The sequence below is a fragment of the Streptomyces sp. NPDC060049 genome (genome assembly GCF_042736715.1).
Taxonomy (GTDB): domain Bacteria; phylum Actinomycetota; class Actinomycetes; order Streptomycetales; family Streptomycetaceae; genus Streptomyces.
On record NZ_JBHWVV010000005.1, the window covers coordinates 340318 to 354757 of the forward strand.

Below are 14440 nucleotides of genomic sequence, written 5' to 3' on the forward strand. Positions count from 1 at the left end.
GCGGCCCCACTGCAGGACCGCCAAGAACATGACGGGGTAACCGCGCCAGTGGCCCGTGGGGGACGGCTCCGACCCGCCGCCGCCCACGGGCCAAGGCGGTCAGGACAGGTCGCCGTACACCACGCCACGGCCGTAGCCGCCCAGGTAGACCCGGCCGTACACGTCGGGGTCGCCAATGATGACGTTGATGGCACTGCCACCGAACTGGTGCCGGTCGTCGTTGATCCGGACCCAGGCCGAGCCGCCGTCGGTGGAACGGAACAGCCCCGCGACGCCCTTCACCTTCCCACTGAGGTAGAGCGCCTGGTATCCGGCGCCCGGGGCCGGCTTGCCGAAGCCGACGGCGGTCGCCTGCTCCACGCCGTCCACCTTGTTGAAGCTCTTCCCCCCGTCGGTGGAGTGCAGCAGTCCGTTGCCCGCGCCGGCGATCCACAGGTCACCGGCGATGCCGGGAACCGCCTTGAGCTCCCCGTCGCCCAGGCCGGTGGCCCGGGCGGTGAAGTGCTTCCCGCCGTCGGTGGCGACGTACAAGGTGCCGCCGCTGAGGGCGTAGAAGGTGTTCGCCGCCGAACGGTCGGCCACCACCGCCGTGTCCTTGGGCAGACCGGAGGTCGCCGCCCAGGCCGAACCGTGGTTGGTCGAGTAGAACGGAACCTGACCCGCGGGGGTCCACACCACGGCGGCGCCGTCCGCCGAGACGGCCGCGGAACCGCCGCCCGCGTCGCGGACCGGCGCCGCGGCGAAGGGTGCCCAGTCGGCTCCGCCGTCGGTCGAATAGGCGCCGTGCTGCTCGCCACCGAGACCGACCCGCACCATGAACTGCGGCTTCGACTGGGCGAAGTCGATACCAGTGGTGTTGGTGAACAGCGGTCCGGACAGCGCCTTGGCGGGCACCTTGGTGAGGTCCTCGTGCCGGAACCCGCTGACATCGCCGAGCGCACTGATCAGGGGAAGACCAGGGGGCTTGATCAGTCCGAGGGTCGCGGTCTCCTCCAGGCCCTTGGCCGGGATGGTCCAGTGCGTCGCCCGCCCGGTGTCCGCCGCGGTCACGTCATGGCTGCCCCATATCCCCGATCCGGTGCCGTACAGCACGTGGCCGGAGTCGAAGGGGTCGATGGCCAGGGCGCCCATCCAGTGACCGATGCCGGTGCCCACGTAGGGCGCCGCGGAGTTGTCCCGGACCGAGGTCGCGCCGAGCGCCTTCCAGGAGGCCCCGCCGTCGGCCGACCGGTAGATCTCGTCCGAGGGCCACCACCGGTCCAGTGTGGTGACCATGACCGTGGAGGGGTGCTGCGGATCGACCGCCAGGCCGGCGAAGCCGTAACCGCCGCTGGACGGCGAGATGTTCTTCCAGCTCCCGGTGGACGGCGTGTGCTTCCACACCGAACCGGCCGTCACCCCGTTCGGGCCCGGCGCGTTGGTGTACGTCAGGTACAGCGAGCCGTCGCCGGACAGCACACCGTGCTGCGGCAGCTGCCCTTCCGGCTGGCCGGGCACGGCCTGCCAGGTGCTGCCGCCGTCCGTGGAGCGGTAGAGGGAGGTGGCCTTGTCCGCTACCCCGACGTAGATGGTCCGGCTGCCGGCCGGGCCGAAGGTCACGAACGACAGGCCGACTCCGCTGCTCGCACCGTCCTGCACGGGGAAGCCTGCGACCTGGCTCCAGGTCGCTCCGTAGTCGGTGCTGCGCCAGAGCCCGTTCTTGCGGGTACCCAGGTAGAGCGTGCGGTGGTCGGACGGGTCCACCACCAGCCGCTCGCCCATGGACCGGCCGTCCTCGTTGCCGCCCAGTTTGAACGGCAGGTCGGTGCGCTGGAACGTCCTGCCCTGGTCGGTGGAGCGCAGGATGGCGCCGTTGCCCGCCCAATCGTTGGTGTAGGTGCCGCTCGCGAGGTACAGGCGATTCGGGTCGACCGGGTCGGTCGCCAGGCTCTCGATCCCCAGCAGGTTCCAGTCGGCTCCGCCGATCCAGTCGGTCAAGGGGGTCCAGCGTGCGGCGGTCGCGTCCCAACGGTAGGCGCCGCCGATGTCGGTCCGCGCGTACAGCAGGTCCTTGCGGGCGGGGTTGAAGACCAACCCGGTGACGAAGCCGCCACCGACGATCTGCGCGTTGTGCCAGGTGTACCCGGCCGGGCCGCCCACCCTCACCAGCTTCCACCTCTGATTGGTGCTGCCCTGGTCCGGGTATTGGATGAGCGGCACGCCGTCGCCGCGGGAACCACCCCACACGTCCAGCACCATGCCGCTGCTCCGGGAGACGATTTTCACCGCCGCGCCGCCGACGTCCTCGATCTTCCACTGCTGCGCGGCGGCACCGTGGTCGGACTGCTGCTCGACGGCTGCCGCCGACTGGCTGGAGGCACCCCGCACACCGAGGACCTTCTTGCTGCTGCGGTTCTCCAGCTCGTAGTAGCCGTCCCGCGTCGGCCTCAGCCGCCATTGCTGACTCGCGGAGCCGGCCGCGCGGCTCTGCTGCCGTGTCCAGGCGCCGTCCGACGTGTCCGCGCCGGGCACGTCCAGCACCTTGTCGCTGCGCACGGACACCACCTCGTAGTAGGCGTCGGAATCCAAGGTCGCGGCCTCCGAGTCGGCCTGCACGAACAGAAGGTAGGGGCCGAGCACACCGGGCACACCCAGCGCCAGACCCATCGTCGTCCAGCGCCGACGGTGGCGTCCACGCGTACGTCGCTCGCCACCGGCCGCGTGCGTGCGCCGACCACGACCGTGCGCGGTGGGATCCGTCTCGTTCATGGGGGGGTTGCTCCTCGCTACGGGCCTGCCTCGCACACCGCTCTGGTCAGCGGTGCGCAGCAGCATGCGGCGGTGTGATCGGACGATCGTGGGTGTGATCGTCTTCGGGTCTCCCGTCAGTCGTCACGGCTCCGCAAAAGGTTGCCGGCTGGTCCCACCCTGTACGCTCGCTCACCGAGAAGGTGCACCTGTTCTTGCAGCGGATCCGACCTAGACACTCGAATCCCGGCAGCTCAGGGGCGCCTTCTCCTCACTTGTCGTCAGATCGCTTGGCCCGGTTGCATGCCCGAGGCCAGAATGCGGCGCCGTACTCGGCGGATCACTCCCCTGAGGGAGGTGGGAATGGGGCTCATGGATGCGGAGCACGCGGGGCTTGTCGTCGCGGCGCAGGCCGGCGACGGTCGGGCGCGCGAAAAGCTGATCGCCGCGTACCTGCCGTTGGTCTACAACATCGTCGGGCGAGCGCTGAGCGGACATGCCGACGTCGACGACGTCGTCCAGGAAACCCTGCTGCGCGTGGTGCGCGACCTGCCTGCCCTGCGCGCCCCGGAGAGCTTCCGGTCCTGGCTGGTGTCGATCACGCTCCGCCAGATCAACACCCACTGGCAGCGGCAACGCGCCTTCGCCGACCGGACCACCGTCATCGACGAGGCACTCCGGATACCGGACGTCGGCGCCGAACCCGAGGACGTGACGATCCTGCGTCTGCACGTGTCGGACGAGCGCCGTCAGGTCGTCGAAGCCGACCGGTGGCTCGACCCGGACCATCGGGTGCTGCTGTCGCTGTGGTGGCAGGAACGCGCCGGCTCGCTGAGCCGTGACGACATCGCCGCCGCGATGGGGCTCACTGTCGCCCACGTCGGAGTACGCCTGCAACGCATGCGCGAGCAGCTGGAAGTGTGCCGGACGATCGTCGCCGCGCTCGAGGCCGACCCGCGTTGTCCGCAGTTGAACGAGACCGTCGTCGGCTGGGACGGTCTCCGTGCACCGGTGTGGCGCAAGCGGATCGCGCGGCACACCCGCGGCTGCCCGGTCTGCACGGCGACGACGACAGAACGGGTTCCGGCCGAACTACTGCTCCTCAGCCTCGCTCCGCTGGCCGTCCCGGCCGGGCTCATCGCCGCACTGGCCGCCAAGGGCCTGCTGTCGGGTACGGCCACGAGCGCCGTCGGGCTGGCCGCGGCACACGTCGCCGTCGGCACGGCGACGGGTGGAGGCGGTCTGCACAGCTCGCTGATCGGCAAACTCCACGCGGTGACCGCTCATCCACTGGTGGGTCTCGCCACCGGCGCGGTGCTCATCGCGGGGACCGCCACCTACGCGACCTGGCCCGAACCGGCGCATCGGGCGCCCGGCGTCATCGCCGCTCCCCCGGTCGGAGATCCCACGCCGATCCCGTCGCGCACCACCACGTCGGCCGGACCGTCCCCTGTGAGTCCGTCCGCCGCCGCAGGCACCGTTCCGCTGGGGGCACGGTCACTGGAGTCCGTGGACGACCCCGCCCTGTACCTCACCTATGCGGGCGACTTCGCGATGCTCGGCCGGGTCTCCGCCTCCAGCAGCGCGCAAACACGGCAGCGGGGCACCTTCACGGTCATCGGGGGGCTGGCCGACACACGGTGCGTCACCTTCCGCGCCGCCGACGGCCGCTATCTGCGCCATCGTGACCTGCGGCTACAGCTGAGCACCAACGACGGCAGCGCACTGTTCCGTGAAGACGCCACCTTCTGTCCGAGCCCCGGGGCGGTCGCCGGGTCGGTAACCCTGCACGCGCACAACTATCCCGGATCGGTCCTCCGTCACCGCGACGGTGGCATCTGGCTCGATGGCTCCGACGGCACCCGGGCCTTCGCCGGCCAGGCTTCCTTCATCGTGCGCAGGTCCTGGGCTTGAGAACTGCTCCTTGAGCATGTTGGACCGAGTCGCGGTGACGGGTCAGGGCGGCGCGCCTTCCACGGGGACGACCAGACCGCGGGGCTCGGCATAACGCTTTTTGCCTGCGAGATGCATCACTGAGCAATCGTCCGGACGGCGCGACTTTTCCGTTACGAGACCGCGGGTTCGGAAGCCTCCTCTTCGTGGGGTGTTCTTCCCGCCGCTCACCATGGCGTGTCGGCGTGGCAGGTTCCCCTGCTTCCCCGTTGACGCATCTCCTGAAGAAAGCGCCTCCCATGACGCGACGCACTCACCAACCCCGGGCGACCGGTACGCAGGAACGGTCCCACGTCCTGCACCGCACCCGCCCCGAGACGGATCAGGCCGTACCGGCCGATGCGCGCACGATCACGGCACCCCGGGTGACCCGCGACCCCCGAGGAGAATCATGAAAGGCCTGCACCGGCTCAGCCGGCGTCACCGGACGCTGACGATAGGGCTGTCGGCCGCGGCACTGGTGGCCGGTGTCGTGACGTTCCTTCCCAGCTCCGCCGGAGCCGCCAACCTGGGTACGCAGGCGGCCCCCTCGGGCAGGTACTTCGGCACTGCTGTGGCCTCCGGCAGGCTCCGCGACTCGACGTACGCCGCCATCTCGGACCGGGAGTTCAACATGATCACCCCGGAGAACGAGATGAAGTGGGACGCCATCGAACCGTCCCGCGGCAATTTCGACTTCGGGCCGGCCGACCAGATCGTCGACCGTGCCCTGGCACACGGCCAGCGCATGCGCGGCCACACCACGGTCTGGCACTCGCAGCTCCCCTCCTGGGTCAGCTCCATCAGCGACGCGAATACGCTGCGCAGTGTGATGAACAATCACATCACCGCCGAGATGACCCACTTCAAGGGCAAGATCTACGCCTGGGACGTGGTCAACGAGGCGTTCGCCGACGGCTCCTCCCAGCACCGCAGCTCGGTGTTCCAGAACGTGCTGGGCAACGGCTTCATCGAGGAAGCGTTCCGCACCGCCCGGGCGGCCGACTCCTCGGCCAAGCTCTGCTACAACGACTACAACATCGAGAACTGGTCGGACGCCAAGACCCAGGGCGTCTACAACATGGTCAGGGACTTCAAGTCCCGCGGCGTGCCGATCGACTGCGTCGGGTTCCAGAGCCACTTCGGCACCGGCGGACCGCCGTCCAGCTTCCAGACCACCTTGTCCAGCTTCGCCGCCCTGGGCGTCGACGTCCAGATCACCGAGCTGGACATCGCCCGGGCGTCGGCCACCCACTACGCCAACACGGTCAAGGCCTGCCTCGCCGTGGCCCGGTGCACCGGCATCACGGTATGGGGCATCCGGGACAGCGACTCCTGGCGCAGCGGCGACAGCCCCCTGCTGTTCGACAACAACGGCAACCCCAAGGCCGCCTACACCGCCGTCGTGGACGCCCTCAAGGCCGCCCCCGGTACCACCGGCGGGACCGGCACCGGGGCGATCAAGGGCGTCCCCTCCGGCCGTTGTATCGACATCAACGGCTCCACCACCGCCAACGGCACCCAGGCGCAGCTGTGGGACTGCAACGGCCAGACCAACCAGCGCTGGACATACACCTCCGGCAAGCAGCTGATGATCTACGGCAACAAGTGCCTGGACGCCATGTCCAAGGGCACCGGCAACGGCACCGCGGTGGTCATCGGGGACTGCGACGGCAGCGCCGGCCAGCAGTGGAACATCAACACCACCAACGGCACGATCGCCGGTGTCCAGTCCGGGCTGTGCCTCGACGCCGTCGGCGCGGCGACCGCCAACCGCACCAAGATCCAGCTGTACTCCTGCTGGTCCGGCACCAACCAGAAGTGGACCGTCCCGTCCGGGACGTCTACCCCGACCACGCCCGCGCCGACGGGCGGCCCGTGTGCTCTTCCGTCGACGTACCGATGGACGTCGACGGGTGCGTCGGCGCAGCCGGCGAACGGATGGGGCGCGCTGAAGGACTTCACGAACGTGGTCCACAACGGCAAGCACCTGGTCTACGGGTCGAACGCGTCCGGATCGTCGTACGGCTCGATGATGTTCAATCCCTTCACGAACTGGTCGGACATGGCGTCGGCCGGCCAGACCGGGATGAGCCAGGCCGCGGTGGCGCCCACGCTGTTCTACTTCGCGCCCAAGAACATCTGGGTGCTGGCGTACCAGTGGGGTTCGTGGCCCTTCATCTACCGCACGTCGAGCGACCCCACCAACCCCAACGGCTGGTCCTCGCCGCAGCCGCTGTTCACCGGTAGCATCCCGGGCTCCCCCACCGGCCCGATCGACCAGACCCTGATCGCCGACGAACAGAACATGTACCTGTTCTTCGCCGGTGACAACGGCAAGATCTACCGGGCGAGCATGCCGATCGGGAACTTCCCGGGCAACTTCGGCTCGTCGTACACGACGATCATGAGCGACTCGACGGACAACCTGTTCGAGGCGCCGCAGGTCTACAAGGTCCAGGGCCAGAACCAGTACCTCATGATCGTCGAGGCGAAGGGTGCGCATGGGCGGTACTTCCGCTCGTTCACGGCCTCCAGCCTGAGCGGTTCGTGGACCCCGCAGGCAGGCAGCGAAAGCACCCCTTTCGCGGGCAAGGCCAACAGCGGTGCCACGTGGACCAACGACATCAGCCACGGTGACCTGGTCCGCAACAACCCCGACCAGACCATGACCATCGACCCCTGCAACCTGCAGTTTCTCTACCAGGGCAAGTCACCCACCGCGAACGGCCCCTACGACCAACTGCCGTACCGACCGGGTGTCCTCACCCTGCAGCGTTAGCCTGCCCGATCCACGGTGATCGCGATGCGGGACGGCCTGCCGACGCGGAGACGAGCGGCACACGGCCCAGGCGACTCCACCTTCTGACCGATGCCCGCCGCTTCGAGGAACCCCAGCCGCACGTCGGCTGGGGTTCCGCTCTTCCACCGCCCGGCCACGGCCGGCCGTTTGCAGACGGACCTTAGTCGCCGGCCCAGACCGGGGCGTCCGTCCCCCACCGGCCGGGCGGGCGTTCCCAGTTCACCGGGCCCCCCTCGTACGAGACAGGTGGCAGCGCGTGCCGCAGTCGGCCCATGGGGCTGTCTCTCCCAGTCAGCCAGGGCTCGGGATCGAAGCCGTCATCCTCGCCTGGAGCGGGCGCCAAGCCGTGGACCAACCAGTGTGCGGTCTGCGTCAAGGCCAGGCGGACAAGACGGGTGCCGCCCGTTCGGTACTGCTCGGTGAGCGCGCGCAGCACCGCGGCCGCGAGGAGATAGCCGGTGCCGTGGTCGAGCGCCTGGGCGGGCAGCACACCGGGCGAGTCCGGTGAACCCTCCAGCTCGGCGATGCCGGTGGCCACCTGGACCAGGCTGTCGAAGCCGCGTCGCTCGTGCCACGGCCCGTAACGGCCCCACGCGGAGAGCTGGGCGATCACCAGACCCGGACGGCGCTCGGCGAGCGCCTCCGGGGTCAGTCCGAGCCGTTCCAGCGCACCCGGCCGGTAACCGGTGACCACCACGTCCGCCTTCTCGAGCAGTGCCTCGAAGAGCCTACGGTCGGTGGCCTGCCCCAGCCCCAGGGTGGTTGAGCGCTTTCCCATTCCCGTGTCGTTGTGGGCCTCCTGACTTTCCGGCAGCTGTGGGGCGTCGATTCGCAGCACGTCGGCGCCGAGCAAAGCCAGTGTTCGGGTGGCGACCGGACCGGCCAGCACTCGGGTGAGATCCAGGACGCGGAGTCCCGCGCACGGTAGTGCGGCACCGCGGAGCATCCGGTCGGGGGCATCATCGATGCGCATCGTGGTGAGCAGCGGCTGCCGGGCAACCATGACCCCCTGCTCGCTCTGGGCCCAGTCCCCGGGCCCGCGTGCCGCGATGGCCAAACCCCCCGCCGCGTACACGGCCTCCTCCACCTCGAGGGCGGTAAGCCGCGCGATCGCCCGGGCCACCGCGTGCACCGCCTCCGTGCCTGCGTCCCCCGGCACTCCGAGGACGGCGAGCAATCGGGCTTGGTGGTGCGGGTAGTTGGCGTGCGTACGAACCCATCCATCGGACGCCCGCCAGAACCGGGACAGCGGTGAGAAGGTCGCCCACGCCTGCCCGTCGACCTGCACCAACCGGTCGCTGAGGAACGCCGTCGCGACTGCTCCGTCATCGACCCGTACACGGGGAACCGGGCGTCCCGTGCGGACGGAGACGAGCTCGGCAGCCGCGAGGGAGCACACTGCGACGGTGGCCCGCGCCAGCTCCATGACAGGCAGGCACGAGGGCAACCCTCCGGAGGGGCCGTCGCAGGAAACCCGGTCCAACAACGAAGGGTCGGCACTCAGTGCCGCCCAAGCCTGCGAGGTGCCGGAGGTGATGGAGGGCTGCATACCAACACTATGGCACTGAGTGCCATCAGCGGGAAGGACTGCACCACGAACCCGGGCCGACCGGTGACCAGAACTGCTTTGCCCAGGCCGAGGAGGGATTGCTACCGTCTCGCCAACGCGAGAGGCGCGTGATCACGGGACAGGGAGGTTGATGAATATGGCTGCCAACGGCCGTCCTCAGCATGCCCTTTTCCGGCCCGCGCGTTAGCAGAGCGCGATCCGGTCGCCCCGACGACCAGGAGCAACACGTGACTTCCTCCGCTTCATCCGCCCGCATTCAGCTGACCACCGACCGCCTCGATCTCCGGCCCTGGTCCGCGGCCGAGGCCACCGCGGTCCTCGACAACACCAGGTCGGCCCACTGGGCGGACGACTTCCCCACCGAAGGCGACCGCGTCATCGCGGGCCTCTTCGACCACCACCCCGCCTGGCTCGGCGAACATGGCCACCGTCTGATCATCGAGCGCGTCAGCGGTCTGGTCGTGGGCTCGATCGGCCTGTTCTGGCCGCCCAGCGAGGGAACCCTCGAGATCGGCTACGGCATCGTGGCTTCCCGCCGCGGCCGGGGCTACGCCCCCGAGGCCACCCGGACCCTCGCCGAGTTCGCCCTCACCGCCCCCGGCGTCCACACCGTGTTCGCCGACGTGGAGCTGTCGAACCCGGCCTCCGTCCGCGTGCTGGAGAAGGCCGGCTTCCACCGATGGGTCACTGAGGAGCACACGGCCCGCTTCAGGATCACCAAGCCCGACCACGACGAGCGATGATGCCGTGGGGCCGACGGGTTGCCGACGGCCCCACACCGCCGCAAAGGGTCAGTGGCATCGATGACCCGGTGTTTGAGGCCCCCGGCCGCCAAGGCTGCCGCGCGCGATCGGCTGATCGCGGACCTGATCAGACATCTCGGAAAGGGTACGGGCGATACCGCGGCGCCGTAGGCCAGGTGAATCGTCCTGGTCAGTCTGCGCCCGGGCAGGCGGTCGAGCGCGTGCGGTTCCGCCATGGTGCACTTCATCGCGATCCCGGCCTGGAACGTTGCCTACGTCGTGGGAGCGGACATCTATGACGCGGGGAGAGGCTTCGACATCATCTGAGATCTCGCCGCCCAACGCGAGATGCGGTTGCCGTTCCATGCGAGCCATCGCTGAACGGAATTCCGGAACAGCCGCCCCGGTCACACCCCGGCCCGGCGTCCGGCGGCGACGGCGGGCACCTTCCGGCCACCCTCTTGCTTACTTTACGGGTCGACCCGTAAGGTAAATGCCATGAGCTCCTCTCAGCCCTCCAGGGGGCGTCCCAGGGACCCCCGATCACACGAGGCGATCATCGGCGCGACGGCAGAGCTGGTGGTCGAGGTCGGTTACGCCGCGACATCGATCGGGGCGGTGGCCGCACGGGCCGGTGTCGGCAAGGACACGATCTACCGGCGGTGGCCGGGCAAGCCGGAGTTGGTCTTCGAGGCCGTCTTCACGACCACCGATGACGCTCCTCCCCCGGACACCGGAACCCTGGCCGGGGATCTGACCGTACTACTGCAGGGCCTGGTCGACGAGTTCCGCGCACCTGCCGCCGCGGCGGCACTCCCGGGGCTGCTCGCTGACTTCGCCGCCGATCCGGAACTGCAGGCGCGCATCCGCGGCGACTTCCTGGCCCCGTCGAAGGAACGGCTGCTGGTCGTCTTCGATCGCGCCTTGCTGCGCGGGGAGATCGCGGCCGAAACGCCCGTGGACCTGGTCCTGGACACGCTGGCGGGAGCCGTGTTCTTCCATGTGGGACTGGTCGGGGAACACCCTGGCCGGCAGCTGGCCGCACTGCTGGCCGCGGTCGTGGCCAAGGGAATCGAGGTCCGATGAACGGCTGGCTCCTCGCGGCAGGGATCACGGCGCTCGGCGTGGCCGCAGTGCACATCGCCGCCGGGCACCGCGATGTGGTGCGCCCGCTGCTGTCCTGCGGGCTCGCGGACGAACCCAAGCGTGTCCTGCACGCCGTGTGGCACATGGTGAGCGTCGACCTGGTGCTCTCCGGGCTCGCTCTGCTCTACCTCTCCCTGCCGGACCGAACGCCGGGGACCGGCCTGGTGGCATGGTTCGTGGCCGCGCACTTCACCGCGTACGCGGCGGCCTTCCTCGTCGTCACGCTGTCCGTCGGCTGGTCCAGGCCGCTGCTCCGCCTGCCGCAGTGGATTCTGCTCCTACCGGTCGCGGTGCTGGCAGCGGCGGGCGCCGCGTAGCTCCACCCCGGAGAGCTCCCGCGGCCCCCGCTGTCCGCCACGGATGCGGCTGAGGCCGCGGCTCCAAACTCGAACTCCCGGTACTCGCTCAGCCGGTGCCGCAGCGCGCCGGTGGCGCGCAGCTCCGCCCCATCCATGATCGGCCGCTCCGTTGGGCCGGGGGTAGCCGCACTACGCCTGCGGGACGAGCCGGACGACCTGCCAGTGCCCGCAGTCGTCCATCCGCAACAGGACTGCCGCGAGGATCCCTGGCTGATGTGGCGGCGGATCTGAACGGCGCGGCGCGAGGAGCAGACCGCCGCCCGCGGCGTCCTCGCACCGCGACTCAGCCGAGCGTGGGCGCGGTGCCGAGTGTGATGCGGGCGGCGGTGGTGCCGAGGCCGGTGGGGCCACTGAGGAGCCGCGTGAGCGGATTCGCCGCCCCCCGGGTATAGCGGCCGGTCTGGCGGTACCACTGGTTGTCCCCGGCCATCCAGTCCTGGAGCGTCCTGACGTATCCCAGGACGCTGTCGCGCTGGTCCTGGTGCAGGCCCAGTTCTTCGAACAGTGGGGGCAGATCGGTGGCTGCGGCCTCCTCGAACTCGCGGATCCTGCAGGTGAACAGGCCGTAGGCGATGTCAACGGCTTGTTGCAGGTCACAGTCGAGGAACCGCTGAATGGTCAGGACGCCGTTGTTGACCTCCTGCTCGGTGTCGATCTCCTTGCGGTAGGAGTAGATGTCGTTGCGGATGCCGACGGTGTCGGCGAAGGAGTTCAGCAGCGTCCGCATGGGTGCGGCCCGCAAGACCTCGGGTGGGAGTTCCCGGCCGGGGGTGTGCAGGGTGAGGCCGGTCGACAGGTCCGTCCCAGCAGTGGTCCTACGCATCTCCAGGTAGTCGACCGGGTCGGGAACCCGGTCCTGGATGATGTTGAACAACTCCCAGAGGTTGGAGCCGACGAAGTCGACGACGTAGGCGGGGAAGCGGTTCCTGAGGGGCTCGGGCATCGCCGGTGCGGTGCGGGCCCACGCATCGGCCACGGAGCGTTCTACCTGGTTGACCGGTTCCGGGGTCGGGGAGTCGTCCAGGGGCATGAACCCCGGTAGGCGCTCGACGAAGGCCTTGGCTCCGGCCAGGTCGCGCGGGTTCTTGTACGCGGTGACGAAGTAGTCGTCGAGGGCGAGGAGGCACACGTCCCAGAGAGCCACCCGGTGCAGCTGCTCCTCGGTGGCGTCCGGGTGGGTCAGCGCGGCGAACAGCGGCCAGTCGTCCGAATCGAAGGTGTACTCGTCCCAGATCGCAGGGCCGGGTGGGCAGAGCAGCGGGTCGAGCAGACCCGTGCGCCGGGCCCACTCCTTGGCGTGCCGACGGGCGGAAGCCAGGTGCGGGTTGCTGCGCGCGGTCCACGGCAGTGTGAAGGCCGGCAGCAGGAACGGGTAGCCCGGGCTGACCGCCGTCCCGCCGGGGTCGCACGATCGCGGTGTCAGCCGGTGCCATGACCGGCTGATCCGGGCGGCGGAGGTGCCCGGGCCGGACGGGGCGAAGGACGGGCGCCGCGCGGCAGCGTTCATGTAGCGGCTGGAGCGCTGGTGCCATTCGAGTCCGCCGGCCTGCCAGTCCTGCAGGCCCTGGACGTACCGGCCGATGTCGAGACGGGCTTGCGGGCCCAGTCCGTGCTCCTCGCAGAGCAGCGGCACTTCGGTCGCCGCGGTGTTCTCGAACTGGTGAAGTCGTGAGGTGCGCAGGTCGTTGACCCGCTCGGCGGCGGTCTGGGGGTCGAGGCCGAGAAACCGCTCGACGACCAGGACGCCGTTGTTGAGCTCCCCCTCCTCGGTGGTCTCCCGCTGGTAGGAGAAGAGGTCGTTGAGCAGGTGCACGCCGTCGGAGAAGGTGTCTTTCAGTACCTGGAGCTGCCGGGTGTCGACGACCCCGGAGGGGATCTCCGCCCGGACCGCGTGTTCCACCAGATCCGCCGACCAGGGTGCTCCGCCGGAGGTGCGGCGGAGCCCGATGTACTCGATCGGGTTGGGCACCCGGTCGGCCCTCATGTTGGACAGCTCTCGCAAGCAGTCCTGGATGAGGTTCTGGGTGCTCTGGGCGAAACGGCGGCGCCAGCCGACGGACATGGCCGGGACCGTGCGCGGCCACAGGTCGGCCAGCGCGCGTTCGTCCGGGTTGGCCGGAGCGGCTGAGGGGGTATCGGATTCCAGGGGGGTGAACTGCGCCAGTCTGGCCAAGTGGGCCTTCGCGCCCTCGTAGTCCCCGGTGCGCTTGAAGACCTGGAAGAAGTGGTCGTCGAAGAAGAACACCCACACGTACCAGTCAGTGAGCAGAGCGAGTTCCTGGGCGTCCGCGTCGGGGTGGACATACGCGTTCATGAGGGCGTAGTCCATGGATTCGAACCGGGCCTCGTCCCAGATCAGGGCCCCGTCGGGGCCGGCGTGATCCAGCATTCCCCTCTCACGGGCCCAGGCCTTGGTGTGTGCCCGCGCCGACTCCAGGTGCGGATTCACACGGGCGGGATACGGCTGGTAGAGCTCGGGCATCACGAACGGTGCATGCTTGTTCATCGCTTCTCCCTCAGGGGCCGGCCGGCGGCGTCCGCCGTAATTCGGGGACGGGGCACAGGCGCTGCTGCGCTATGGAGGCGGGCGGCCATGTGTCGGGGTTCACCTCGCCGTACGGGCGGACGCGGGCGTGGGCAAACGCGGGCGGACGCGGGCGCAGCCGCGACGATCCGGTCGCACCGGCCCGGCTCACGTCCGTCGGCAGCGTCCAGCGCTCGACCAACTCATCCAAGTCCAACGGGCTACGGGCCATGTTCGTAGATCGTCCTGGCGCACGCTCACGCACCGCAGCCCTACGGCCCCGGACTCACCCGCACGAGGGATGCCCGCCCAAGATCGCCCCCGGTGGTTTCCGGGCACGGGAGCTCATACAGCGGGAACTCGCGGGTCGGTCCGTGTGCATCAGCCGGTCGTGTCCGTGGGTTCGGCGGGAGCGTGGGGGTGGGTTGCGAGGAGGCGCGCTCGGCCGTGACCTCGACATCGACCTGTGCCGCTGTTCGGTCGCCGTATTCGAGGACGTCGTACTCGTCATCGAGGACGCAGCGTGTGAGCAGCGGCGGCGTACCGCACCCGCAGATCGGGACCAGCGACGCATTTTCCCAAGATGTCAGCCGGTGCCTGACCCCGGCCTTTCGCCGCCAACTTCCGCCCTGGCCG

The 14440-nt window shown here is 69.6% G+C and carries 8 protein-coding genes; 5 read left to right on the forward strand and 3 right to left on the reverse strand.

What is annotated here, in order from left to right; translation table 11 throughout:
* Positions 1–99: 99 nt before the first annotated feature.
* Positions 100–2646 (reverse strand): RICIN domain-containing protein, encoded by a 2547-nt coding sequence (locus tag ACFWBY_RS11780; RefSeq protein WP_385335150.1) that lies wholly within the window; start codon positions 2644–2646, stop codon positions 100–102.
* Between the two features lie 444 nt (positions 2647–3090).
* On the opposite strand from ACFWBY_RS11780, the gene ACFWBY_RS11785 reads away from it, so the two are divergent.
* Positions 3091–4641, forward strand: a complete 1551-nt coding sequence (locus tag ACFWBY_RS11785; protein WP_385335056.1) for a sigma-70 family RNA polymerase sigma factor — start codon at positions 3091–3093, stop codon at positions 4639–4641.
* Between the two features lie 430 nt (positions 4642–5071).
* Positions 5072–7441: a non-reducing end alpha-L-arabinofuranosidase family hydrolase gene (locus tag ACFWBY_RS11790; protein WP_385335058.1), complete on the forward strand. Its 2370-nt coding sequence runs from the start codon at positions 5072–5074 to the stop codon at positions 7439–7441.
* Positions 7442–7622: 181 nt separating this feature from the next.
* Here the strand turns inward: ACFWBY_RS11790 and ACFWBY_RS11795 are convergent, their stop codons facing one another.
* Complete coding sequence (locus ACFWBY_RS11795) at positions 7623–9011, reverse strand: CoA transferase (RefSeq protein ID WP_385335060.1); 1389 nt, start codon at positions 9009–9011, stop codon at positions 7623–7625.
* Between the two features lie 248 nt (positions 9012–9259).
* Here ACFWBY_RS11795 and ACFWBY_RS11800 point away from each other — a divergent pair, with 248 nt between their 5' ends.
* From ACFWBY_RS11800 to ACFWBY_RS11810, 3 genes are all read left to right on the forward strand, one after another.
* The gene (locus tag ACFWBY_RS11800) at positions 9260–9775 is read left to right on the forward strand and encodes a GNAT family N-acetyltransferase (protein WP_385335062.1); all 516 of its coding nucleotides are present in this window, start codon (positions 9260–9262) and stop codon (positions 9773–9775) included.
* Positions 9776–10273: 498 nt separating this feature from the next.
* On the forward strand, positions 10274–10861 hold the full coding sequence (locus tag ACFWBY_RS11805) for a TetR/AcrR family transcriptional regulator (RefSeq protein WP_385335064.1): 588 nt from the start codon (positions 10274–10276) through the stop codon (positions 10859–10861).
* A complete protein-coding gene (locus tag ACFWBY_RS11810) occupies positions 10858–11238 on the forward strand; it encodes a hypothetical protein (RefSeq protein WP_385335066.1) in 381 nt (126 codons plus the stop codon). Before ACFWBY_RS11805 ends, ACFWBY_RS11810 begins: the two co-directional genes overlap by 4 nt.
* 325 nt (positions 11239–11563) lie before the next feature.
* Here ACFWBY_RS11810 and ACFWBY_RS11815 read toward each other — a convergent pair whose 3' ends face one another.
* A complete protein-coding gene (locus tag ACFWBY_RS11815) occupies positions 11564–13786 on the reverse strand; it encodes a germacradienol/geosmin synthase (RefSeq protein WP_385335068.1) in 2223 nt (740 codons plus the stop codon).
* Positions 13787–14440: the final 654 nt, after the last annotated feature.

What these genes read in the sequence shown, in the direction of transcription:
- ACFWBY_RS11780 (WP_385335150.1), bottom strand. Translation starts at nt 2,646, where the DNA reads ATGGGTCTGGCGCTGGGTGTGCCCGGTGTGCTCGGCCCCTACCTTCTG.
- ACFWBY_RS11785 (WP_385335056.1), top strand. Translation starts at nt 3,091, where the DNA reads ATGGGGCTCATGGATGCGGAGCACGCGGGGCTTGTCGTCGCGGCGCAG.
- ACFWBY_RS11790 (WP_385335058.1), top strand. Translation starts at nt 5,072, where the DNA reads ATGAAAGGCCTGCACCGGCTCAGCCGGCGTCACCGGACGCTGACGATA.
- ACFWBY_RS11795 (WP_385335060.1), bottom strand. Translation starts at nt 9,011, where the DNA reads ATGCAGCCCTCCATCACCTCCGGCACCTCGCAGGCTTGGGCGGCACTG.
- ACFWBY_RS11805 (WP_385335064.1), top strand. Translation starts at nt 10,274, where the DNA reads ATGAGCTCCTCTCAGCCCTCCAGGGGGCGTCCCAGGGACCCCCGATCA.
- ACFWBY_RS11810 (WP_385335066.1), top strand. Translation starts at nt 10,858, where the DNA reads ATGAACGGCTGGCTCCTCGCGGCAGGGATCACGGCGCTCGGCGTGGCC.
- ACFWBY_RS11815 (WP_385335068.1), bottom strand. Translation starts at nt 13,786, where the DNA reads ATGAACAAGCATGCACCGTTCGTGATGCCCGAGCTCTACCAGCCGTAT.